Genomic DNA, 22,711 nt, shown 5'->3' with positions numbered 1-22,711 from the left:
GCGCGCAAGAGAGGGAAGTGTGAGAATCGCGAGAGAACGCGTCACGGTACAGCCGTGCGCGACGAGCGCCAACCTCGGCCCGGGCTTCGACAGCCTCGCCCTCGCCCTCGAGCTTCGTGACCGTTACACGCTTGAGGTCACCACCGGGGAAACCGAGGTCACCATTCGCGGCGAGGGAGCCGGTGAGCTGCCCACCGACGATACCAATCTCATCGTGCGCACGCTGCGCGAAAGCCTCGAATGGGTCGGCGCGCCCCAGATCGGCGTGCGGCTTACGTGCACGAATGTCATTCCCCAGGGCGCAGGGCTCGGCTCGAGCGCCGCGGCGATCGTGGGCGGCATTGCCCTCGCGAGAGCCATAATTCAGGAACCGAATGCGCTCGACGAACGCGCAATGCTCGAGATCGCAACATCGATCGAGGGGCATCCCGATAGTGTCGCCGCCGTTATCCACGGCGGCGTGTGCCTTAGCTATATGGATGGCGAAAATCCCCACACCGTGCGCGTGCGCGTCGCCAATGCTGCCGACGGTCGACCCGTTCTGCGCCCCCTCATCATGTGCCCGAACCGCACGCTTTCGACGACCACGGCTCGCGCGATACTGAGCCCCGAGGTGCGCCGCCGGGACGCGACCCACAACATCGCCCGTGCCGCTCTTCTCGTGCACGCTCTTGCGGAAGACCCCTCACGCCTGTTCGCGGCTACGGCAGACCGCCTCCATCAGGATGAACGCAGCGCCCATATGCCCCAGAGCGTGGGCCTCGTCCACGTGCTGCGCTCGCAGGGCGTTCCCGCCGTGATTTCGGGGGCGGGGCCGACGGTGCTGATCCCTATCGACGCACCGGACGACATCGCGCGCATCGTCCGCGAAGTCGTCGAAGAGCCCGACGACTGGCGCCTCGCGCGCGTGCCGCTTGCACGAGAGGGCATCCACACTGTGTTATCGTGAGGGTGCTCGGCCACGCGAACGTGGCCCCGCCCCCGTTGAAGGCTGGCAAACCGCCCCGCGCAAAGCCACAATCCTTCCCTCGGCGGTAGGCGCTCGCAGAAGAGAACCATCTCATGATGGTCGAGCATTCCTCACACCGACCGGTGCCCCTATTTCGGCGTGAAGCACACGAGCCTCCCGCCCCAGTGCCCGAGTGCGCGTTTTTCCCCGAAAAAGCACGGTCATCTCACGAAACTGAGTACAACCACGGGACACACACCTCAGAAAGGACCCCGGGTGAACGACAACTACACTGACGCCGCCGAGCTTTCGGCAAAGAGGCTCCCTGAGCTTCAGGCCATCGCGACTTCCATGGGCATCCGCGGCGTGCGCAAGCTCCGCAAAGGCGAGCTGATCGAGGCAATCCGTACGGGCAAGGCACCGTCGGCCCCCGCCGCGCGTACCGAAAAGACGAGCCCCTCCGACGACGCGCCCGCGGCTCCCGCTCCTCAGAGCGCTGAGACGGCACAGAAGCCTTCGCGCTCCCGCAATCGCAGCGAGGATCAGGAGCGCGGCGATGCACAGGAGCGCAACACCGAATCCACCGGTGATAGCAACGAACGCGCAGAGCGTCGCCGCGGCGAGCGCCCGCGTCGGGTCGAAGACATCGAGCTTCCCGATTCAGAAACCACGCGCGATCGCCGCAAGGGGGAGCGCCCTGACCGCCGCGAGCGCGGCAACGATAAAGGCCGCGATACCAAGCAGGGCGACCAGAAGAACCGCGATGGCGAAGGCCGCCGCGACGGTCGCAACAACCGCTCCGGCAACGACAGCGACGACAACAACAACGATCGCCGTAGCCGCCGCTCGCGCGGACGAGACCGCAACCGCAACCGCAACCGTCGCGACAACGACAATAACGGCGAGCCGCAGATCCACGAAGACGACGTCCTCGTCAAGGTCGCGGGCATTCTCGACATTCGCGACAACTACGCGTTTGTGCGCACGACCGGCTACCTGCCCGGCCCGAGCGACATCTACGTGTCGATGAACCAGGTGCGCAAGTACGGCCTGCGCAAGGGCGATGCGATCGTCGGCCAGGTCAAGGCGCCGAAGGACGGCGAGGAACAGCAGCGCCAGCAGGATTTCCACCACGGTGGTGGAGGCCGCGGGCGCGGGCGCAACAACAACCGCCACTCGAAGTTTGCGGCGCTCGTAAGCGTCGACACCGTCAACGGAATGACTCCCGAGAAGGCTAAGGCGCGCGTCGAGTTCAACAAGCTCACGCCGCTGTACCCCGATACGTGCCTTCGTCTCGAGAACAAGGCCACGAATTTCACGCCGCGCATCATTGACCTTGTTGCCCCCGTTGGCAAGGGCCAGCGTGGCCTCATCGTCGCGCCTCCGAAGGCGGGTAAGACCATCATCCTCCAGCAGGTCGCCGATGCGATCACGCAGAACAACCCCGAGGTTCACCTCATGGTTGTTCTCGTGGACGAGCGCCCCGAGGAAGTCACCGACATGCAGCGCACGGTCAAGGGCGAGGTCATCGCCTCGACCTTCGATCGCCCCGCCGACGACCACACGACCGTCGCCGAGCTCGCGATTGAGCGCGCGAAGCGCCTCGTGGAAATGGGGCGCGACGTCGTCGTGCTCCTTGACTCGATCACGCGCCTCGGCCGTGCCTACAACCTTGCGGCGCCCGCCTCGGGCCGGATCCTTTCCGGTGGTGTCGATTCCTCGGCGCTTTACCCGCCTAAGCGTTTCTTTGGCGCGGCTCGCAACGTCGAAAATGGCGGCTCGCTCACGATCCTCGCCACAGCCCTCGTGGACACGGGATCGAAGATGGACGAAGTGATCTTCGAAGAGTTCAAGGGCACCGGCAACTGGGAGCTCAAGCTCGACCGCAAGCTCGCTGAGCGCCGCATCTTCCCGGCCGTTGACGTCAATGCCTCGGGAACGCGTCGCGAAGAAGAGCTCATGGGTAACGAGGAGCTCGCCATCATGTGGAAGCTTCGCCGCGTGCTCGGCCAGCTCGAACAGCAGCAGGCGATTGAACTTCTTCTCGAGCGCCTCAAGAAGTCGCAGTCGAACAGCGAATTCCTTCTCGCCGTTTCGAAGACGACCCCGAGCGTTCCTCGCCAGAGCGAATAGCGCCGCTCCGAGCAGGGTCTGTAAGCAGAGTTACAGGCAGCGCACTGGAGCTCGCACGCCCATTCGTGGGAAACTAAACGACGGTTCTGGTTCACGGCCCGCACCTCGGCGCCGACCCAGCGGCCATGATCGAAAAGGAGACATCACATGAAGAAGGGGATTCACCCCGAATACGTGGAGACCACGGTGACCTGCACCTGTGGCAACACGTTCGTGACGCGCAGCACGAAAGCCGACGGAAAGATCAACTCCGAAGTGTGCTCGGCTTGCCACCCGTTCTACACCGGTAAGCAGAAGATTCTTGACACCGGTGGCCGCGTGGCCCGCTTCGAAGCGCGCTACGGCAAGCGCAAGAAGTAGCTTTTCAAAGCGGCGTCGGCACCCCGCCTCCATGTGGGATGCCGGCGCCGCTTTCGCGTACGTAAAACATCCACGCCCGCCCCACCACGCCAAGAAAGACCCTCATGTTTGAGAACGTGTCCTCGCTCGTTGACGAATACTCGGCCCTCGAGCAGCAAATGGCCGACCCGTCCCTCCATAATGACCACAACAAGGCTAAGCGAGTGGGGCGCCGCTACGCCGAACTCGGGCCCGTGGTCAGCACGTACCGCGAATGGCTCACGGCAGGCGAGGATCTCGAAACCGCTCTCGAATTCGCCGAAGAGGACCCCTCGATGGCGGAGGAAGCTGACGCTCTCGAACGCACGCGTGAGGATCTCACGGCGAAGCTCGAAGAGCTGCTTGCCCCGCGCGATCCCAACGATGCTCGTGACGTGATCCTCGAGGTCAAGGCCGGTGCGGGTGGCGATGAGTCCGCGCTCTTTGCCGCGGATCTCGTGCGCATGTACGAGGCGTACGCGACGAAGAATGGCTGGAGCACCGAAATCATCACGGAGACCGAATCGGATCTCGGTGGCTACAAAGACCTCGCGATGTCGATCCGCACGCGAGGCAACGTCGGCCCTGCGGAAGGCGTGTGGGCTCACCTCAAGTACGAAGGCGGTGTGCACCGTGTGCAGCGCGTGCCCGTGACCGAGTCGCAGGGGCGCATTCACACCTCGGCCGTCGGTGTCCTCGTCGTCCCCGAAGCCGATGAGGCAGATGAAGACGAGTTCCTCGCCGAACAGCTACACCCGAACAATCTTCGCATCGACGTCTATCGTTCCTCCGGCCCCGGTGGCCAGAGTGTGAACACGACCGACTCGGCCGTTCGCATTACGCACCTGCCTACGGGACTCGTCGTGAGCTGTCAGAACGAAAAGAGCCAGCTCCAAAACAAGGAGCAGGCGATGCGCATCCTCCGCTCGCGCCTGCTCGATGCCGTACACGCTGAGCAGGAAGCGGAAGCCTCGGCGACGCGCCGCTCCCAGGTGCGCACCGTGGATCGCTCCGAGCGCATCCGGACCTACAACTTCCCCGAAAATCGCATCGCCGATCACCGCACCGGGTACAAGGCGAATAACCTCGATCAGGTGCTCAACGGCGAACTCGATCCGGTCGTAAAATCGCTCATGGATGCCGACCGTGAAGCGATGCTCGCCGCCGCGGGTTCGAACGAGTAAGAGCACGTGAACGAACACCGTGCCCCCGCTGCACACAACGGCCTGAGCGTTTCGCAGCGAGTGGCGCTCGCACGCCGAGGAGCACGCGCGCGGCTTCACGCGGCCGGCATCGCTTCAGCCGAAGCCGAAGCGCGGCTCATCGTTCTCCATGCAGCGCAGGCCGAGACTTCCCTCGTGCTCCTCGACCAGCTCCCCGAGACTTTCGAGGCGGACGTCGAGGCGATCCTCGCGCGACGCGAAAAGCGCGAGCCCCTTCAGCTGATCCTCGGACAAGCCCCCTTTCGGCATCTCACACTCGAGACCGCCCGCGGCGTGTTCATCCCGCGGCCCGAGACCGAAACGGCACTCGACATCGCCCACGACTGGGTGCGCGAGGAAGGCCGGCAAGCGTCGGACCCACTGCACGCCCTCGATGCCTGCACCGGAAGTGGGACCCTCGCCGCAGCGCTCCTTGACGAATTCCCCGCCGCCCGCGTGAGCGCGTTCGACGTGAACCCGCGTGCCGTGGAACTTGCGCAGCGCAACTGCGCAGCAGCCGGGCTGGGGCGCTTCCGCGTCTTTCAGGCCGAACTGCCCACCGGTCTCACTGGGCTCGACGGTTTCATCGACACGCACATTCCTGAGCGTCCGCTCGACCTCATCCTCGCGAACCCGCCCTATATTCCCGCGCGCGCGATTCCCGCCGAGGCCGAGGTGCGCGAGTACGACCCGCACGAAGCATTGTTCGGGGGAGGGGAGAGCGGCCTCGACGTTCCTCGCGCCGTGATCAACCTTGCCGCGCGCGTGCTGCGGCCACGAGGCCTGCTCATCATGGAGCACGACGAAAGCCAGGGAGCGCCGACGCGGGCCCTCGCCGCAGAGACACAGAGTTTTGACACGATTGAGACCACGCGCGACCTCACGGGACGCGACCGCTTCCTCGTGGCGCGCGCAGCACAACAAGTGAGAGAATGACGCACGTGAGCGTATACGACTACACCGACGAATCCACGCGTGACGAAGCCCTTGAGGCTGCTGCCACCGCGGTCAAGGATGGCAAACTGATCGTTTTGCCGACCGACACCGTGTACGGCATCGGCGCCGACGCCTTTAATGAAGACGCCGTACAGGCGCTCCTCGACGCGAAGGGGCGAGGCCGCGAATTCCCGCCGCCCGTACTCATCGGCGACCCGAATGTCATGCACGCGCTCGGGTTCGATATTCCGCCGATCATCGAAGACCTCGTCGAGGAATACTGGCCCGGCGCGCTCACGGTGATCGTTAAAGCCCAGCCGTCTTTGCACTGGGACCTCGGCAACACCAAAGGCACCGTCGCGTTGCGGATGCCCGATCACGAGGCCGCAATTGCACTGCTCAAGAAAACGGGACCGCTCGCCGTTTCGAGCGCGAACAAGCACGGCGGCGATGCCGCCAAGAGCGTCATGGATGCGGCCGTGCAACTCGGCGACGCGGTTGAGGTGTACGTCGATGGCGGCAAGAGTCGCATCGGCGAGTCCTCCACGATCATCGACGCGACCGTGAATCCGCCCGAAATCCTCCGTCGCGGCGCACTGAGCGAAGAGGAGATCGTCGCGAAGTTCGGCGAGATTTTCACCCCCGAAAAGCCCGTAAGACCCGAAGACGAACGAGAAGGCGAGGGGGCCGAGGCACCCCAAGAACAGTCACCTGCCGGCGAGGATAAGGCTGACGCTTGAGGGTTTACCTCTTTCTCCTGCTCATCGCAGCGGCCGTCACCTATCTCGTGACGCCCGCGGCGCGCGTCGTTGCACGGCGCATCGGTGCAATGACCGCCGTTCGTGAACGCGATGTGCACAGGGACGTGACACCGCGTCTCGGTGGAGTAGCGATGTTCGCGGGGGTCGCGGTCGCGATGCTTCTTGCCTCGAACGTGCCCTTCCTCGAACCGATCTTTCGGGGCTCGTTCAAGGTGTGGTCGATCCTCATCGCGGGTGGGCTCATATGCCTGCTTGGCGGCCTCGACGACAAATTCGACCTCGATTGGCTGACGAAGCTCGCCGGTCAAGTGCTCATCGCGCTCTTCGTTGCCTCGCAAGGAGTGCAACTCAGGACCCTCCCGATCGGTGGCCTCACGCTCATTTCCGCTCGCTCATCGCTCATCTTGACCGTCATTGTGATTGTGGCAGCGATGAACGCCGTGAACTTCATCGATGGGCTCGACGGCCTCGCCTCCGGAGTCATGGCGATCGGCGGAGTGGCCTTCTTCATTTACGCCTACCTCCTCACGCGAGACGTTTCCTCCACCGACTACTCCTCGATGGCGGCTCTCATCACTGCGGTCATGATCGGGGCGTGCCTTGGGTTCCTGCCTCACAACTTTTCCAAAGCACGCATCTTCATGGGGGATTCGGGAGCCCTCTTTCTCGGTCTCTTGTTGGTCTCGGCAACCATCGCCGTCACGGGCCAGGTCGATCCAGCTCGCCTCGCCCCCTCCGATGCCTTTGGCCAGCTTCTCCCGATCCTCATGCCCGTGGGTGTGATGATCCTTCCAGCCCTCGATATGGTGCTCGCGGTTGTCCGGCGCGTGGGAAGTGGGAAATCGCCGTTTCATGCCGACCGTCGGCACCTGCACCACCGCCTTTTGAACCTGGGGCACTCGAAACTCGGCGCTGTACTCATCATGTACACGTGGACGGCACTCGTGTCGCTGTGCCTGCTCGCGCCCGTGTTTTTCGAAGCGAAGACAGCCTCGTTTATTTGGATCGGCTCGCTCGTCGTCGCTATAGTCGTGACGCTTGACCCCCTGCGAGCACTCCATCGTGCTCGCCGTAACCAGGACGTGGAGAAAACCGCATGAGCACCGCAGAGAAGAACCGCGCGTACAACAACGCACTGGTGCAAAAAGCGATCGTGAGCGCGGTGATCGTGGGGGCCGTCATCGCTGCCGTCGTTGTGCTCGTTGCCTGGATCGGCTTCGATCCGCTCGCCCGCAACGGCGCGATCGTCGGTGCTCTTCTCTCTCTAGTGGTGACGCTGCCAGCGCTCATCGTCGCGTACTGGGGTATCGCCCAGAGCCCGCTCATCATGCTCGGAACGGTTGCGTGCACGTGGGGAGGCAAAATGCTTGCTCTCATCCTGTGCCTCATCCTGCTCAAAGGGGAGACATGGCTCTCAATGCCGTGGGTGGGAATTGCGCTTCTCTTCGGCGCCGTCGCCCCGATTGCGGTCGAAGGAGCGCTGCTTGCGCGAACACGCCCGAAAATTGAGGTGTAAGAGGCACCGAACTGAGTCAAAAGTCCGTCTCGTCCTCTGTTATATTGATTCAGAATGCTGAGCGAATAGCGGTGCAGCCTGCACAGGTGCTGAATGCACGTGCACGGCGCCCAAGCCGCCTCGAACAGATCGTCCCATGCCCGTGGCGCGCGAAACGCACGCCGACAACTCTGGAGTAAGAGCAGTTGATTCCTAGCGAAACTTCGCGCCTTGTCGCTGAAGGTGGGCTGGATTTTCACACCCCTTCCCTCGCCGACTTTTTCCCCGATGCGATTCTCTTTGCGGGCACCCCGTTTGAGTTCAACCGCGTGCAGCTCATTCGCCTCATCGTGGTCGTGGGATGCCTCGCGATCACGTACGCGATCGCCTCACGCGCCAAGGTTGTGCCGGGGCGCATCCAAAGCATCTTCGAGCTCTTCATGGGCTTCATTCGCGACAATGCGATCGAGCCCGTGCTCGGTAAGGCAAAGGGGCGCCGCTTCGCTCCCATGCTCTACACGCTCTTCTTCCTCATTCTCGCGATGAACCTTGCCGGCGTGACCCCGGGTCTCAACCTCGCGGGCACCTCCGTGATCGGCATGCCGTTCCTCCTCGCGATGTGGACCTTCGGCACCTACGTGTACTGCGGCATGAAGCAGCACGGCTTCCTCGGCTACTTCAAGCACGAAACGATGCCCCCGGGCGTGCCGAAGCCCGTGTATATCCTGCTCGCCCCGATCGAGTTCCTCCAGCTCGCCGTCGTGCGCTGGTTCTCGCTCACCGTGCGTCTTCTCGCCAACATGGTCGCGGGCCACATGATGCTCGTCGTGTTCATCTCCCTCACGCAAGCGATCTTGTTCTCAGGGACGTGGCTCATTGCCGCGACCCCTTTCGCGGGGGCTTTCGCACTCGGCATTTTCGGCTTCGAAATCTTCGTTGCCCTTCTGCAGGCCTTTATCTTCACTACGCTGTCAGCCGTGTACATCAACATGGCGACGAGCGAAAGCCACTAAGGCGTCTAAATTTTTCCGATTTTCCACCCCGAGCTTCGGCTCACAACCGAAACCCTGCCCGGCAATGCGGCAGAAAACTGAAAGGAATACCCTCGTGGGCACCACCATCCTCGCTGAAATCAACGGCAACCTCTCCTCGCTCAGCTACGGCATCGCCGCTTTCGGCCCGGCCCTCGGCCTCGGCCTGATCGGTGCTAAGACCGTCGAGTCGATGGCGCGCCAGCCCGAGATCCGCGGTTCGCTTCAGACCACGATGCTTATCGCCATGGCGTTCGTCGAGATCATCGCGCTCCTCGCGGTTGTGACCGGCCTCCTCTTCTCCTGAGGTTAATTCCGAATGTATCTGGCAAGTGGAGAAGGAAAGGTCAGCAAGTACGCCTTGCTGATCCCCGAGGTTCCCGAAATTATTTGGAGCGCCGTCTTCATCCTCATCTTTGCCTTCGTATTCATGAAGTTCGTGCTCCCGAAGATGAACGGGGTTCTCGACGAGCGAGCAGCGAAGATCGAGGGAGGAATCCGTAAGGCGGAGGAGGCCCAGTACGAGGCCGATCGTCTCAAGGCAATGCAGGAAAGCGAACTCGCTGCTGCACGCCGTGAAGCCGCAGAGATGCGCGAGAAGGCCCGCGAAGAGGGCACTCGCATCATCGAAGAGGCACGTACGCGCGCAAGCCTCGAGACCGAACGCATGATCGGGCTCGGCAAGCAGCAGATCGAAGCTGAACAGGCGCAGGCAAGCGCCGAGCTTCGCGGTGAGGTTGGCTCGCTCGCGAGTACCCTCGCCTCGAAGATCGTTGGCGAATCGCTCACCGATGATGAGCGTTCGCGCCGCGTGATCGATCGGTTCCTCGACGAGCTCGAATCGTCGACGGCGGCGAAGTAAGGAAGGCACAGCACATGCGCGGAGTTTCCGCCAAGTCGCTCCAGAGCGTGCTACGGCGCGCAGCGGAGTCCACCTCGGCGAACACCCCTAGCACCGAGATCGCGAGCGAGCTCTTCGAAGCCGTGCGCGTCATTGACTCGAGCAACCAGCTCGTGCGCCTCTTGAGCGACCCCGGTCGCGATGAGGACCTCAAGGCCGATGTCGTGCGGCGCCTCTTTGGCGGCCGCGTGAGCGAGGCCGCTCTCGAGGTTCTTCTTGAGGCCTCGCGGTGCACGTGGTCCGAGCAAAACCACCTCCTCGAGGGCATCGAGTTCGCGGGTGTTTCGCTCGTTCTCGATGAAGCTCGAGGGCGCGGCACGGCGCACACCGTTGAAGAAGAACTTTTTCAGGTTGCGCGCCTCGTCGAGGACACCCCTGAGCTGTCCGAAGCATTCGACTCTAAGCGCGACGACGTTCCGGCGCGCGTAGGGATCACCGAACGTCTTCTGGGCGGCAAGGTGGATAAGGCGACCGTCTCACTCGCCGCGCAAGCGGTGAGCTTCGAGCCCGAAGCCAAGGTTCCCGCCCGTCTGCTCGAGTTCGCGAACTTCGCGAGCGCCGAACGCGACCGCCGCTCCGGCGTCGTCACGAGCGCGATCGCGTTGAGCCCCGAGCAGCAGGAACGCCTCACGCGCATCCTCTCCGCCCGTTACGGCGGCGAGCTGAGCCTGAATTACGAGATCGACCCGAGCGTGATTGGCGGCCTCCGCATCACCATCGGCGACGACCTCTACGACGCCACGATCTTCGGCCGTGTTCGCGATGCTCGCGAACGCATTTCCGCCTAAGAATCACCAACGAGAACACGTATCACCCCTCCCGGTACCACCGGGAATGACCAAGAAGGAAGCGGAGCGCGATGGCCGAGCTCACCATTCGTCCCGAAGACATCCGGGACGCTCTCGACACTGCGGTGTCGAATTACCAGCCCCAGAACGCAGGTCGCGAAGAAATCGGCCGCGTCACCGAATCAGCAGACGGCATTGCACGCGTCTCGGGCCTGCCGAACCTCATGGCAAACGAACTCGTGCGCTTCGAGGACGGCACGCTTGGCCTCGCTCTTAACCTCGAACTTCGCGAGGTCGGCGTCGTTGTGCTCGGTGAATTCACCGGCATCGAGGAAGGGCAGGAGGTGCGCCGCACCGGGGAGGTCCTTTCGGTTCCCGTTGGCGACGGCTACCTCGGCCGCGTCGTTGACCCGATGGGCCGCCCGATCGACGGCCTTGGCGAGATCGCGACGACCGGCCGCCGCGCCCTCGAACTTCAGGCCCCCAGCGTTATGCAGCGCAAGAGCGTGAAGGAGCCTCTCCAGACCGGCATCAAGGCCATTGACTCGATGACCCCGATCGGTCGAGGCCAGCGTCAGCTCATCATCGGCGACCGCCAGACCGGTAAGACCACGATCGCGGTCGATACGATCCTCAATCAGAAGGCTAACTGGGAATCGGGCGACCCCGAACAGCAGGTGCGCTGCATCTACGTCGCCGTCGGCCAGAAGGGCTCGACGATCGCTTCAGTGCGTGCGACCCTCGAGGAAAACGGCGCGCTCGAATACACGACCATCGTTGCGGCCCCGGCTTCGGATCCAGCCGGCTTCAAGTACATCGCGCCCTACGCGGGCTCGGCGATCGGCCAGCACTGGATGTATGAAGGCAAGCACGTCCTCATCGTGTTCGACGACCTGTCAAAGCAGGCTGAGGCCTACCGCGCCGTGTCGCTTCTTCTTCGCCGTCCGCCGGGCCGCGAGGCATACCCGGGCGACGTCTTCTTCCTCCACTCACGTCTGCTCGAGCGCTGCGCAAAGCTCTCGGACGACATGGGCGGTGGCTCGATGACCGGTCTCCCGATCATCGAAACGAAGGCAAACGACGTCTCGGCCTACATTCCGACCAACGTCATTTCGATCACCGACGGCCAGTGCTTCCTCCAGTCGGACCTGTTCAACGCGAACCAGCGCCCCGCCGTGGACGTCGGCATCTCAGTGTCGCGCGTCGGCGGCTCGGCTCAGACCAAGGCCATGAAGGGCGTCTCCGGTACCCTCAAGATCTCGCTCGCGCAGTACCGCGACCTCGAGGCGTTCGCGATGTTCGCTTCGGACCTCGATGCCGCTTCGAAGCAGCAGCTTGCGCGCGGTGCTCGCCTGACCGAGCTCCTCAAGCAGGGCCAGGCCAACCCCATGCCCATGGAGGAGCAGGTTGTGTCGATCTGGGCCGGCACGCGCGGCAAGCTCGACGACATCGAAGTTGACGAGATCCTCGAGTTCGAAGAGCGCCTGCACGAGTTCCTGCGCCACAACGGCACGATCCTCGAAACGATCCGCGAGACCAAGAAGTTCTCCCCGGAGACCGAAGCGGAACTCGAGACCGTGATCGAGAACGTCAAGCGCGACTACTTCGCTGCAAAGCAGAAGGATGCCGTGTACGACAACACCGGCGTGATCGAAGACGAGGACATCGAGCAAGAGTCGATCCTGAAGTCCTCCAAGTAGTGGCGGATGTTCGAGAAATAGAACGTTAGTCACGAGGGAGAGATATGGGAGCCCAGCAAAGGGAATACAAGAAGCGGATCGGCTCCGCGAAGGGCATGAAGAAAATCTTCCAGGCCCAGGAAATGATCGCGGCTGCCCGAATCTCGAAGGCACACGCACGCGTGCAGGCCACGACCCCGTACGCGAAAGCGATTACGGACGCGATTGCCTCGGTCGTTCAGCACGCGGAGGAGACGAACCACCCGTTCCTTGAAGCGGATCGCTCGTTCTCCAACCGCGTCGGTGTTCTCCTCATTACCTCGGATCGCGGCATGGCCGGTTCCTACTCGCCAAGCGCGATTCGCGAGGCCGAACACCTCACGAATAAGCTGCGCGAAGAGGGCAAGCAGCCGGTCCTGTACGTCGTTGGCCGCAAGGGCGACTCGTACTACCGCTTCCGCAACCGTCCCGCTGAAAAGTCGTGGATTGGTGTCAAAGAGGAAGACCTTCCGAAGCTCGGTCGTGAAATCTCGGCGCTCTTTCGCGAGGCACTCCTTGCGGAAGAGGTCGAGGAGCACCTCGATGAGCTGTATGTCGTGGGGCACCGGTTCACGAATCGTTTCCGCCAGGATGTGAACGTCGTGCGCCTCGTCCCGCTCCAGCTGAGTGCCGACGGTGCCGAGAGCCGGTTGACCCGCCAGTACCCGCTGTATGAGTACACGCCGAGCGCCGATGAGGTGTTCGAGCAGCTCGTGCCGCGGTACGTTGAATCGCGCATCATCAATATCCTTCTGCAGTCAATCGCGTCGGAGCACGCGAGCAGGCAGAAGGCGATGAAGACCGCGACCGACAATGCGGAAACGCAGATTCAGAAGTTCACTCGCCTTGCGAACTCCGCTCGCCAGGCCGAGATCACGCAAGAAATTACGGAGATCGTGGGCGGAGCGGACGCCCTCAATGCCTCCGGCAGGAAAGAACGCTGAGCGAGAAAGCACATTTGGAGTAGAAGAATGACCATCACCGAAAACGCCCCGGCTCAGACCGAGGCTAGCGCCGCCATCGGTCGTGTCGCTCGCGTGACCGGCGCCGTTGTCGACGTCGAATTCCCCGCGGGCCAGATCCCCGACATGTACAACGCGCTCGTCACCGAGATCGAGCTGCCCACTGGCGACGAGGACGGTGGCTCAGCCACCCAGACCCTCACGCTTGAGGTTGCCCAGCACCTCGGCGACGGCATGGTGCGAGGAATCGCCCTCAAGCCGACCGACGGCCTCGTGCGCGGCCAGGCCGTGCGCGACACGGGCGCGCCAATCTCCGTCCCCGTTGGCGACTTCACCCTCGGGCGCGTGTTCGACGTTGTCGGCAACGTGCTCAACGGAGAAGAGGGCGAGAAGTTCGAGATCAACGAACGCTGGCCCATTCACCGCAAGGCCCCGAACTTCGATCAGCTCGAGTCGAAGACCCAGATGTTCGAGACCGGCATCAAGTCGATCGACCTGCTGACGCCCTACGTGCAGGGCGGCAAGATTGGTCTGTTCGGCGGCGCCGGCGTGGGCAAGACCGTTCTCATCCAGGAAATGATTTACCGCGTGGCGAACAACCACGACGGTGTCTCGGTGTTCGCGGGTGTTGGTGAACGTACCCGTGAAGGTTGGGACCTCATCGAAGAAATGACCGAATCGGGCGTGATCGAGAAGACCGCTCTTGTGTTCGGCCAGATGGACGAGCCGCCGGGCACGCGTCTTCGCGTGGCGCTTTCGGCGCTGACGATGGCGGAGTACTTCCGTGACGTCCAGAACCAGGACGTGCTCCTGTTCATCGACAACATCTTCCGCTTCACGCAGGCGGGCTCTGAGGTGTCGACGCTGCTCGGCCGTATGCCGTCGGCAGTGGGTTACCAGCCGAACCTCGCGGACGAGATGGGTGTGCTCCAGGAGCGCATTACCTCGACCCGCGGCCACTCGATTACGTCGATGCAGGCGATTTACGTTCCCGCTGACGACTACACCGACCCGGCTCCGGCCACGACCTTCGCGCACCTTGACGCAACGACCGAGCTGAGCCGTGAGATCGCCTCGCGTGGTCTGTACCCCGCGATTGATCCGCTCGCCTCGACCTCGCGCATCCTCGACCCGCGCTACATCGGGCAGGATCACTACGATGTTGCGGTTCGCGTCAAGCAGATTCTCCAGCGCAACAAGGAGCTTCAAGACATCATCGCGATGCTCGGTGTCGATGAGCTTTCCGAAGAGGACAAGGTCATCGTGGCGCGCGCACGCCGCATCCAGCAGTTCCTTTCGCAGAACACCCACATGGCGAAGCAGTTCACCGGCGTCGACGGCTCGGACGTCCCGCTGCGCGACACCATCGAAGGGTTCAAGGGCATCTGCGACGGCGAGTTCGACCACATCGCCGAGCAGGCGTTCTTCAACGTCGGTGGTATCGACGATGTGCTTCGTAACTGGGACCGCATCCAGAAGGAAACCTCGAAGTGAGCGCCATGAAGGTCAACTTCGTGTCGGCCGAGGGCAGCATCTGGGAAGGCGAAGCCGAGTACGTTTCGGTGTTCGCCATCGACGGCGCGATGGGCATCATGGCCGGCATGGAACCCCACCTTGCGCTCCTGAGCGAGGGCCCCGTGGTGATTACCGAAGTCGGCGGAGCGAAGCACGAGTTCCAGGTCACGGGCGGTTTCTGCTCCGTTGATGCGGAAGTCGTGAACGTCGTTGCCGACGAGGTTCTCACCGAGGAGGCGGCCCGCGAGGCGGCTCTTGCACGCTCTACTCCGTCATCAGAGCTCGAAGGAGAGGCCGAGACCGACTAAGGGTCTTTCCTCCTCTCCGTGAAAAGCGGCCCCGCCAGCGCACCGTGTGCGCGGCGGGGCCGCTTTCCTGTGCCGTGTTTCCACGCGGTCGAATGCCGCGGTGCGAGAACGAAAGGAACGGGGCCGCTTAGGAGGCGTCGGAACTCCACCACTCACCCGCATGCATGACCCGTTCAGGCTCGAGCCCCTCGGCGCTCACGAGCGCGAGGTCAGCGCGGGCACCTTCACAAATCTCGCCGATGTCGTGGCGGCCGAGAACATGCGCGGGGGTCGCGGTTGCGGCGAGAACTGCGCGCTCGAGCGACACGCCTGCCTCGAAATGGGCGAAGCGTACGACATCGAGCAGGTGGGCGGTGCCTCCCGCGATCGCGCCGCCTTCGGTGAGGGTCGCGACGCCGTCTTTGACCGTGACGGGAAGCGAGCCGAGAACGTAGTCACCGTCGGCCATCCCCGTCGCGGCCATCGCGTCGGTGATGAGCATGATGTGCCCGTCGGTGATGAGATCGAACGTGTACCGCACGGTGTCGGCGGAGGTGTGGACGCCGTCGGCGATGAGCTCGGCGACGACCGTGCCGGCGGCGGCCTGGTCGATCGCGGCGAATGCAGGACCGGCATCCCGGTGATGGATGGGGCGCATCGCGTTGAACAGGTGGGTGGCGGTTGGCTTCGTGGAACGGGCGACGGGGCCGACGCTTGCGAGCTCCTCGTGTGCCTTCTGGATTGCGGTGACCATCTGTTCACCCGTGCAGTCCGTGTGGCCGTAGCTCGGGAGGGCTCCTCGCGCGATCAGGGCCCGGGACACGTTGCCATCGAGGTCCGCTTCGGGGGCGATCGTCATCGTCGCGATCGTGCCGCCTCCCGCTTCAAGGAGCGCGAGAGTGCGCGCGGCGTCCCCCTCAGCGATGAACTGGGGGTCGTGAGCGCCCTTGCGGGCGTGGGAGATGAAAGGGCCCTCGAGGTGGATTCCCGCCAGTTCGCCGGCCTCGACGAGAGACCGTAGCGCGTGCACCCTCGACATGAGCGTGTCCTGCGCGGCCGTCACGAGTGAGGCAACGATGCTCGTCGTGCCGTGGGCGCGGTGCTCCGCGATCGCCGGCGCCGCTTGCGCCGGGTCCTCGGTATCGGGGAAGGAGAATCCGCCACCGCCGTGGCAGTGGATGTCCACGAGCCCCGGGAAAATGAGGCCATCGTGGCGCACGTGCTCATAGGCCTTGAGGTCCGAGGGGAGTGCGCTCTCGGGCCCCGCGTACGTGATTGTGTCGCCGTCGATAAGGATCGAGGCTTCGGAAAGGAAAGAGCCGGAGATAAAAGCGGTGCCGTCGATGCGTTGCGTCATTTAGAAGAGCCTCATTTCGGAGTTGTCGATTCCACGCAGTTCGTCGTAATCAAGGGTGAGGCATTCGAAGCCGCGGTCCTTCGCGAGGGTGCGTGCTTGCGGCTTGATTTCCTGTGCTGCAAACATGCCGGTCACGGGGGCGAGGAGCGGATCGCGATTGAGGAGTTCGACGTAGCGGGTGAGCTGCTCAACGCCGTCGATCTCACCGCGGCGCTTGATTTCGATCGCGACTGTGCCGCCTTCGGGGTTCTTCGCGAGGATGTCGACGGGCCCAATCGCGGTGGGGTACTCGCGGCGCACGAGCTTCCAACCTTCGCCGATGCTCGCCATGTTTTCGGCAAGAAGCGCTTGAAGATGCGCCTCGACCCCGGCCTTTTCGAGCCCGGGGTCGATGCCCAGGTCGTGGCTCATTTCCTCAATGATCTCGAATACCGTGATTTCGAGACTGTCGCCGGTCTTCTTATGCGTGACCTTCCACGTTTCGAGTGCATCCTCCGCCTCTGCGGCCTCGATTGTGAGCGAGCACGGAGGGGCCATCCAGTTGAGGGGCTTGTAGCTGCCGCCGTCGGAGTGCACGAGCACGCTTCCATCGGCTTTCACCATGAGGAGCCGGGGGGCCCGCGCGAGGTGCGCCGTCAGCCGCCCGACGTAATTGACAGAACATTCCGCTAGAACTAATCGCACTGGTAAAGACTACGCGATGGGTCTTTGAGCGCTCTTTACATGAAATGTTGACCTGCCCACTGCATCTCGTGGCCTTCAGCCCACCGCCGGGAAACTCCGCCAAAATGGGTGAGTACTGTTTTTGACAGCGTCGTAGACGTCGAATGAGCGAAAGGTCGTGTCCTCGTGCGAAAGTGGCTAGCGGGCGTCCTCATCCTCCTGGGTCTCGCGGGGCTTGCACTTGGATGGGCCGGCCAGACCGTGTGGGCGCCGAAGGAAAACCACACCGCGCGCGCGAGCTTTGAGAATCCCGGTGCAGCCGTGGTGATCAATCCTGGTGTGCTGTATGTGGGTGGAAAGAAAGGCACCGTGACGATTACGTCGAGCGGTGACTACTACATGATTTCCGCCCCCGAGGGCACCGTAAAGAGCTACCTCGAAAACTCGAAGTACACGGCAATTACGGGCGCATCGAACTGGGCAACTCTTGCGACGGGCACCGAAAATGCCGATAAGAAGGAGGGCACCGCCGGTATCCAGAACTCGGATCTGTGGACCGACATCAAGCCCAAGAAGACGGGCGAGTCCTTCACGATCGAAGACTGGTCGAAGGCGGAGCTCGACCCGAAGAAGCCGCAGCCGTATCGCGCAATCCTCCTCGCTAACGATGGCGATGCCTCGACCATCACGCAGGTCGAGATCACGTGGCCGAGCAACGCCACGAACGCGTGGACGCCCTATGCGTACGCTGCCGGCGCAGTGCTGCTCATCATCGGCCTCGTGCTGCTCCTGATCGCGCTCACGTCGCGCTCGCGACCCACGCACGACGACGTGCTTGAAGAAATGATGAGTGAGCGCCAGGCCCGCCAGCAGGAGGAGGCAGGGGAGTCCGACGCTGGCTCCGCCGAGGTCGACGCGACAGTCAACGACGACGCTGCGACGGCGCGAACCGACGCACAGAGCGACAACACGAGCCGTGAATCCGGCAGCGGCGAGAGCGACGAGGCGACAGAAGCCCCCGAAGGTAAGGGCTCCCGTCGTGCGCAGGCTGCCGTCGGAACCGCGAGCGTTTCCGAAACGGAACCGGCTACCGCGACAGAGCCCGTTGGCGACGCCGAGCCAGCCGAGCAAGCCGAGCCCGCACTGGGAGTGCCGCAGGAGACCGCAAACGCTCGCCCGGCTCACGACGACGTGGACACCCCCGTCACCGTCGCGCGTAAGGGGCGCCGCCGCGGTACTCCCGACGATGTGACCGACCGACTCAAAGCGCTCGAACTTGAGAACCACGAGAGGGGTGGCAGCGGCGTGAGCACTCGGCATGGGCGCAGGCGTGCCGCCGACGGTTCTGACGCCACGACAACAATGACCGACCCCATCGCGACGCGAATCGAGGAGGAACGATGACAGGACTTTCACGGCGCAGCCTCCTCGGGCTGACTGCGCTCACTGCCGCAGGTGCGCTCACCGCGTGCGGAAGCGAAAAGAAACCGCCGAAGGTCGATCCCGGGCCGAAACTTGCGAGCCCGACCCCGGAACTCACGGGGACGAAACTCGGGGAGATTCTCACCCAATACGCGAAGGCGCTCGAAAAAGCCGATGCCGGCAAAAACGCGGATCTTCTCGCCCCGCGTATTTCGGGAAGTGCCGCGGAATTTCGCCGCGCAACCTACGCGATCATCAGCAAAGTTCCCGAACATGAAAGCGCCCTCCAAAGGCCTAGCGACAAGCTCGTCGTGCCGATCGCCTCGACTTCGGAAGGCTTTCCCCGCTATGCCCTCGCGCTCGTGGACGATGCCGCAAACGCGGGCGAGGCACGCTTCTTCGTGGGACTTCAGCAGAAAGACGCTCGCTCCGACTACACCTCGTGGGGCTGGGCCCGCCAGGCTGCCGGTATCGAGATGCCGACCGTGCCGAGTGCCGAGGCCGGCACCACACAGGTCGACCTCGAGCAGCAGGGACTGGTGCTGACCCCCAAGGAAGCCCTCGCGAAGTATGCGGCTGTGCTCACGGACGGCCACGATAAAGCCGACCCGGACGATCTCATTAACGAGGACCCGTTCCAGCAGAGCGCCCACGCCGAGATCCAAGGGGAGCGCGCGCAAATGAACGAAGGCGTGGACTGGGATGAAGTCGCCTCAGTCCGCGAAGAATATGCGGTCAAAGACGGCGAGTTCCTCGGCCTCGCCACTGCCGAAGGCGGAGCCGTTGTCATGGGGACCATCACCTCGACTCGGCGCGTGAGCGTGAATTCCGGATCGATCTCCTACACGGAGGAGAACCTCTACACGAAGCTCGCGGGTACGAAGAAGTTCGAGAAGGAGCTCGTGCGTACCTACGGCACGACCGTACTCATGCACATTCCCGCGGCGGACTCCGGCGCCAAGATCCAGCCAATCGGGGCCTACAAGGTGCTCCTGTCGGTTTCCGGCAGCTGAGCGCCCCACGAAAGACTCGACAAAGGAGAAAACGATGACGAGCTCGTACGGCGTGATGGACTTCAACACGCTTAAAAAGGAAAACCAGACCGGTGGCACCTCCGATCCGCTCGAGGGCGAAGTCGCTGTCAATGAGGCGAACCTCGAGAGCCTCATCAAAGACTCCGATCAGCACCTCACGATCCTCTTTGTGACGAGCGCACGCGTCAACGGGGGAGCAGCCTTCACGGACGATCTACGTTCGGTTCTGGCTAAGCATGCTGGCACGATCCGTCTCGCGATCCTCGATGCGGATCAGCAGCCGCGCGTCGCGGCGGCGCTTCGGATCCAGTCGCTCCCCACGGCCGTGCTTCTCATGAAGGGACAGGTCCAGCCGCTGTTCGAAGGCGTGGTCACGAAAGAGCAGCTTGCCCCCGTCATGGAGGAACTCGCGGGGCTCGCCGCGAAGGAAGGCATGCACACAGAGGCCCCGCGCGAGACGACCGAGCAAGCCGCGCTGCCCGAAGCCCTTGAAAAGGCCTACACCGCGATGGAGAGCGGCGACATGGACGGCGCCGAGACGGCCTTCACCGCGTACCTCGATGAGCACCCCGGTGATTCGGAGGCGAAGAAGGGCCTCGCCGTGATTGCCCTTATGCGCCGCACGCAAAGCGTCGATCTTCAGGCCGGGCGCGAGGCCGCGGCCTCGAACCCGAAGGACATCGACGCTCAACTCCTTGCCGCTGATCTCGACCTGCTCGGGGGACACGTCGATGATGCCTTCGCGCGCCTTCTGACGTCGTTCCGCGACGCTCCCTCGGAGCGCGATCGCATCCGTGAGCGTCTGCTCGAGCTTTTCGACGTCGTAGGCGTCGAAGACGAGCGCGTGCTTCAGGCCCGCAAGAAGCTCAGCCGCCTCATGTTCTAAGGCACCAAGAGACCGGCAACGCCTGGAGAAGAGGCCTGCGCCCCTCGGGGAGCGCAGGCCTTTTCCGTATCCGTCGACGCTACTGTTTTGCCGCGCGCTCCGGAACAAAGAACACCGCACCGAGCGGCGGAACGCTCAGGCGAACCGAGTAGTCGAGGCCGCCGTACGGGACAGGCTCCGCCTGGACCCGGCCGAGGTTCCCCACGCCGCTGCCGCCATAAGCGAAAGCGTCGGAGTTGAGCACCTCGGCCCACGCGCCGCCCTCGGGAAGGCCGATCCGGAAGCCACGCCACGGTTCGGGTGAAAAGTTGATGATTGCCACGACCGGATCGCCCTTGCGGTCGAAGCGTGCGAACGCCACGAGGTAGTGGCCCGCGGCATCAGCATCGAGCCATCGGAAACCCGCACCCTCCTGATCCAGCTCGTACAGTGCCGGGTAGGTGCGTTGTACGCGGTTGAGGTCACGCACGAAATCGTTGACGCCCTGATGGAGCGGGAAGTCAAGGAGCCAGAAGGGAAGTGCCTGGTTCTCGTTCCACTCCGTTCCCTGCGCGAAGTCGCAGCCCATGAACAGTAGCTGCTTGCCCGGATGGGCCCACATGAGACTCAGGTAGGCGCGGAGGTTCGCCGCCTGCTGCCAGTCATCGCCGGGGGCCTTGCGCAGCAGCGGTGACTTCCCGTGAACGACCTCGTCGTGAGAGATCGGCAGGATGAAGTTCTCCGAGTACTGGTAGACCATCGCGAACGTCAGCTCGTGGTGGCGGTATTGCCGATAGATCGGGTCCTGGCCAAGGTATTCGAGCGTGTCGTGCATAAAGCCCATGTTCCACTTGAACCCGAAGCCGAGGCCTCCCTGGTCGGTGGGCTTCGTGACCCCTGGGAATGAGGTCGACTCCTCCGCGATCATCGTGATGCCCGGGGCTCGCTTATAAGCGGTGGCGTTGACCTCCTTGAGGAAGTCAATCGCTTCGAGATTCTCGCGCCCACCGTATTGGTTCGGGATCCACTCGCCCTCGTTTCGCGAATAGTCGAGGTAGAGCATCGATGCGACGGCATCGACGCGCAAACCGTCAACGTGGAATTCTTCGAGCCAGTAGCACGCGTTGGCGACGAGGAAGTTGCGCACTTCGGTGCGGCCGAGGTCGAAAATGTAGGTGCCCCAATCGGGGTGCTCACCCTTGCGTGGATCGGCGTGTTCGTAGAGCGCGGTGCCATCGAAGCGTCCGAGCGCCCACTCGTCCTTCGGGAAGTGAGCGGGAACCCAGTCCATGATGACCCCGATTCCTGCCTCGTGCAGAGCGTTGATGAGGTAGCGGAGGTCGTCGGGGTGACCGAGGCGTGAGGTGGGCGCGTAGTAGCCCGTGACCTGGTAACCCCACGAGCCGCCGAAGGGGTGTTCAGCGAGCGGAAGGAACTCGACGTGCGTGTAGCCCATGCCCTTGACGTACTTAACGAGGGGTTCGGCGATATCTCGGTAGGAGGCGAAGGGGCGCCACGAGGCGAGGTGAACCTCGTAGATCGACATTTGCGATTCGAGTGGATTCTTCGCGGCGCGCTCGGCGAGGAACGCATCGTCGCTCCATTCGAAATCTGATTCGACGACGACGCTTCCGGTCGCGGGCGGCACCTCGGCTAGGCGGGCCATCGGGTCAGCCTTTTCTCGCCATACCCTGTCGGCTCCGAGGATGCGGAACTTGTAGACCGCGCCCGCGCGCACTCCGGGAAGGAAGATCTCCCACACGCCTGAATCGCCGAGTGATCGCATTGCCGTGCGTCGGCCATTCCACCCGTTGAAGTCGCCGATCACCTGCACGGCGGCGGCGTTCGGTGCCCACACGGTGAAGCTTGTGCCCTGAATGCCGTCGAGGGTGCGTACGTGCGCGCCGAGCGCACGCCAAAGCTCCTCGTGCCTCCCTTCGCGGATGAGATGCAGGTCGAAGTCGCTGATCGTCGGGAGGAAGCGGTAGGGCTCGTCCACGATTTCGGTGCCGCCACCGGGCCACGTCACGCGCAAGCGGTGCAGCACAATCGGGGAATCGGGAGCCTCGAAGGCGGCGCTAAAGATGCCGTCGTACTCGTGGTGCAGTTCGATCTCGAGGCGTTCGCCGTTTTCGAGGCGTACAAGGGCCACAACCTGGTCGGCGAACGGTTTGAGCGTGCGAATCGTGTACCCGCCCTCGTATTCGTGCAGGCCGAGGATCGAATGCGGCGAATAGTACGAACCGGTCGCGACTGAACCGAGTTCGTGTTCGCTCGCGGGCAGAAGGGGAAGTGGTGCGCTCATGTCTATCTC

The 22,711-nt window shown here is 63.4% G+C and carries 22 protein-coding genes; 19 read left to right on the top strand and 3 right to left on the bottom strand.

The genetic code is table 11. The features are described from left to right. Positions 1-19: 19 nt before the first annotated feature. From thrB to HMPREF1484_RS09425, 16 genes are all read left to right on the top strand, one after another. Complete coding sequence (thrB, locus tag HMPREF1484_RS09500) at positions 20-949, top strand: homoserine kinase (protein WP_016664824.1); 930 nt, start codon at positions 20-22, stop codon at positions 947-949. A gap of 276 nt (positions 950-1,225) precedes the next feature. Then, on the top strand, positions 1,226-3,082 hold the full coding sequence (gene rho / locus HMPREF1484_RS09495) for a transcription termination factor Rho (RefSeq protein ID WP_016664823.1): 1,857 nt from the start codon (positions 1,226-1,228) through the stop codon (positions 3,080-3,082). Between the two features lie 147 nt (positions 3,083-3,229). Beyond that, on the top strand, positions 3,230-3,442 hold the full coding sequence (gene rpmE / locus HMPREF1484_RS09490) for a 50S ribosomal protein L31 (protein ID WP_016664822.1): 213 nt from the start codon (positions 3,230-3,232) through the stop codon (positions 3,440-3,442). Between the two features lie 104 nt (positions 3,443-3,546). Next, entirely contained in the window at positions 3,547-4,644 is a 1,098-nt protein-coding gene (gene prfA / locus HMPREF1484_RS09485) for a peptide chain release factor 1 (RefSeq protein ID WP_016664821.1), read from the top strand. Positions 4,645-4,650: 6 nt separating this feature from the next. Continuing rightward, positions 4,651-5,598, top strand: coding sequence for a peptide chain release factor N(5)-glutamine methyltransferase (prmC, locus tag HMPREF1484_RS09480; protein WP_016664820.1), 948 nt, complete (start codon positions 4,651-4,653; stop codon positions 5,596-5,598). Further along, positions 5,595-6,338: an L-threonylcarbamoyladenylate synthase gene (locus tag HMPREF1484_RS09475; RefSeq protein WP_016664819.1), complete on the top strand. Its 744-nt coding sequence runs from the start codon at positions 5,595-5,597 to the stop codon at positions 6,336-6,338. Before prmC ends, HMPREF1484_RS09475 begins: the two co-directional genes overlap by 4 nt. Further along, positions 6,335-7,459, top strand: coding sequence for a glycosyltransferase family 4 protein (locus HMPREF1484_RS09470; RefSeq protein WP_016664818.1), 1,125 nt, complete (start codon positions 6,335-6,337; stop codon positions 7,457-7,459). Before HMPREF1484_RS09475 ends, HMPREF1484_RS09470 begins: the two co-directional genes overlap by 4 nt. After that, positions 7,456-7,875: a hypothetical protein gene (locus HMPREF1484_RS09465; protein ID WP_016664817.1), complete on the top strand. Its 420-nt coding sequence runs from the start codon at positions 7,456-7,458 to the stop codon at positions 7,873-7,875. Before HMPREF1484_RS09470 ends, HMPREF1484_RS09465 begins: the two co-directional genes overlap by 4 nt. A gap of 185 nt (positions 7,876-8,060) precedes the next feature. Then, positions 8,061-8,867, top strand: a complete 807-nt coding sequence (atpB, locus tag HMPREF1484_RS09460; RefSeq protein ID WP_016664816.1) for a F0F1 ATP synthase subunit A — start codon at positions 8,061-8,063, stop codon at positions 8,865-8,867. Positions 8,868-8,931: 64 nt separating this feature from the next. Further along, positions 8,932-9,192, top strand: coding sequence for an ATP synthase F0 subunit C (gene atpE, locus HMPREF1484_RS09455; RefSeq protein WP_276546606.1), 261 nt, complete (start codon positions 8,932-8,934; stop codon positions 9,190-9,192). A gap of 12 nt (positions 9,193-9,204) precedes the next feature. Then, a complete protein-coding gene (locus HMPREF1484_RS09450; protein ID WP_016664814.1) occupies positions 9,205-9,747 on the top strand; it encodes a F0F1 ATP synthase subunit B in 543 nt (180 codons plus the stop codon). A 14-nt stretch (positions 9,748-9,761) separates the two neighbouring features. Next, complete coding sequence (locus HMPREF1484_RS09445; RefSeq protein WP_016664813.1) at positions 9,762-10,574, top strand: F0F1 ATP synthase subunit delta; 813 nt, start codon at positions 9,762-9,764, stop codon at positions 10,572-10,574. A gap of 71 nt (positions 10,575-10,645) precedes the next feature. Further along, positions 10,646-12,274, top strand: coding sequence for a F0F1 ATP synthase subunit alpha (gene atpA / locus HMPREF1484_RS09440; protein ID WP_016664812.1), 1,629 nt, complete (start codon positions 10,646-10,648; stop codon positions 12,272-12,274). 44 nt (positions 12,275-12,318) lie between these two features. Continuing rightward, positions 12,319-13,236 carry a F0F1 ATP synthase subunit gamma gene (locus HMPREF1484_RS09435; RefSeq protein WP_016664811.1) on the top strand — a complete coding sequence of 306 codons (918 nt, stop codon included), beginning with the start codon at positions 12,319-12,321 and terminating at the stop codon, positions 13,234-13,236. A gap of 27 nt (positions 13,237-13,263) precedes the next feature. Further along, positions 13,264-14,748: a F0F1 ATP synthase subunit beta gene (gene atpD, locus HMPREF1484_RS09430; RefSeq protein ID WP_016664810.1), complete on the top strand. Its 1,485-nt coding sequence runs from the start codon at positions 13,264-13,266 to the stop codon at positions 14,746-14,748. 5 nt (positions 14,749-14,753) lie between these two features. Continuing rightward, positions 14,754-15,077: a F0F1 ATP synthase subunit epsilon gene (locus HMPREF1484_RS09425; RefSeq protein WP_070436287.1), complete on the top strand. Its 324-nt coding sequence runs from the start codon at positions 14,754-14,756 to the stop codon at positions 15,075-15,077. A gap of 127 nt (positions 15,078-15,204) precedes the next feature. On the opposite strand, the gene HMPREF1484_RS09420 is transcribed toward HMPREF1484_RS09425, so the two are convergent. Together HMPREF1484_RS09420 and nucS are read right to left on the bottom strand one after the other, a co-directional pair. After that, a complete protein-coding gene (locus HMPREF1484_RS09420; protein ID WP_016664808.1) occupies positions 15,205-16,413 on the bottom strand; it encodes an N-acetylglucosamine-6-phosphate deacetylase in 1,209 nt (402 codons plus the stop codon). Beyond that, entirely contained in the window at positions 16,414-17,097 is a 684-nt protein-coding gene (gene nucS, locus HMPREF1484_RS09415) for an endonuclease NucS (RefSeq protein WP_040386579.1), read from the bottom strand. Positions 17,098-17,262: 165 nt separating this feature from the next. Between nucS and HMPREF1484_RS11020 the strand changes: the two genes are divergently transcribed. Genes HMPREF1484_RS11020 through HMPREF1484_RS09400 form a run of 3 tightly spaced genes read left to right on the top strand, consistent with a single transcriptional unit; the run spans position 17,263 to position 20,418 of the window. Then, complete coding sequence (locus HMPREF1484_RS11020; protein ID WP_016664806.1) at positions 17,263-18,480, top strand: hypothetical protein; 1,218 nt, start codon at positions 17,263-17,265, stop codon at positions 18,478-18,480. Continuing rightward, entirely contained in the window at positions 18,477-19,511 is a 1,035-nt protein-coding gene (locus tag HMPREF1484_RS09405) for a hypothetical protein (protein WP_016664805.1), read from the top strand. The genes HMPREF1484_RS11020 and HMPREF1484_RS09405 overlap by 4 nt, the downstream gene beginning before the upstream one ends. A gap of 34 nt (positions 19,512-19,545) precedes the next feature. Beyond that, a complete protein-coding gene (locus HMPREF1484_RS09400) occupies positions 19,546-20,418 on the top strand; it encodes a co-chaperone YbbN (protein WP_016664804.1) in 873 nt (290 codons plus the stop codon). A 79-nt stretch (positions 20,419-20,497) separates the two neighbouring features. On the opposite strand, the gene glgB is transcribed toward HMPREF1484_RS09400, so the two are convergent. After that, positions 20,498-22,702, bottom strand: a complete 2,205-nt coding sequence (glgB, locus tag HMPREF1484_RS09395) for a 1,4-alpha-glucan branching protein GlgB (protein ID WP_016664803.1) — start codon at positions 22,700-22,702, stop codon at positions 20,498-20,500. Positions 22,703-22,711 lie beyond the last annotated feature (9 nt).

Origin of the sequence: Dermabacter sp. HFH0086, from assembly GCF_000413375.1 — a bacterium.
GTDB classification, from domain to species: Bacteria; Actinomycetota; Actinomycetes; order Actinomycetales; family Dermabacteraceae; genus Dermabacter; species Dermabacter hominis.
This window is presented reverse-complemented; position numbering and strand designations above follow the sequence as displayed.

What these genes read in the sequence shown, in the direction of transcription:
- rpmE (WP_016664822.1), top strand. Translation starts at nt 3,230, where the DNA reads ATGAAGAAGGGGATTCACCCCGAATACGTGGAGACCACGGTGACCTGC.
- prfA (WP_016664821.1), top strand. Translation starts at nt 3,547, where the DNA reads ATGTTTGAGAACGTGTCCTCGCTCGTTGACGAATACTCGGCCCTCGAG.
- HMPREF1484_RS09475 (WP_016664819.1), top strand. Translation starts at nt 5,595, where the DNA reads ATGACGCACGTGAGCGTATACGACTACACCGACGAATCCACGCGTGAC.
- HMPREF1484_RS09465 (WP_016664817.1), top strand. Translation starts at nt 7,456, where the DNA reads ATGAGCACCGCAGAGAAGAACCGCGCGTACAACAACGCACTGGTGCAA.
- atpE (WP_276546606.1), top strand. Translation starts at nt 8,932, where the DNA reads ATGCGGCAGAAAACTGAAAGGAATACCCTCGTGGGCACCACCATCCTC.
- HMPREF1484_RS09450 (WP_016664814.1), top strand. Translation starts at nt 9,205, where the DNA reads ATGTATCTGGCAAGTGGAGAAGGAAAGGTCAGCAAGTACGCCTTGCTG.
- HMPREF1484_RS09445 (WP_016664813.1), top strand. Translation starts at nt 9,762, where the DNA reads ATGCGCGGAGTTTCCGCCAAGTCGCTCCAGAGCGTGCTACGGCGCGCA.
- atpA (WP_016664812.1), top strand. Translation starts at nt 10,646, where the DNA reads ATGGCCGAGCTCACCATTCGTCCCGAAGACATCCGGGACGCTCTCGAC.
- HMPREF1484_RS09435 (WP_016664811.1), top strand. Translation starts at nt 12,319, where the DNA reads ATGGGAGCCCAGCAAAGGGAATACAAGAAGCGGATCGGCTCCGCGAAG.
- atpD (WP_016664810.1), top strand. Translation starts at nt 13,264, where the DNA reads ATGACCATCACCGAAAACGCCCCGGCTCAGACCGAGGCTAGCGCCGCC.
- HMPREF1484_RS09425 (WP_070436287.1), top strand. Translation starts at nt 14,754, where the DNA reads ATGAAGGTCAACTTCGTGTCGGCCGAGGGCAGCATCTGGGAAGGCGAA.
- HMPREF1484_RS09420 (WP_016664808.1), bottom strand. Translation starts at nt 16,413, where the DNA reads ATGACGCAACGCATCGACGGCACCGCTTTTATCTCCGGCTCTTTCCTT.
- HMPREF1484_RS09405 (WP_016664805.1), top strand. Translation starts at nt 18,477, where the DNA reads ATGACAGGACTTTCACGGCGCAGCCTCCTCGGGCTGACTGCGCTCACT.
- HMPREF1484_RS09400 (WP_016664804.1), top strand. Translation starts at nt 19,546, where the DNA reads ATGACGAGCTCGTACGGCGTGATGGACTTCAACACGCTTAAAAAGGAA.
- glgB (WP_016664803.1), bottom strand. Translation starts at nt 22,702, where the DNA reads ATGAGCGCACCACTTCCCCTTCTGCCCGCGAGCGAACACGAACTCGGT.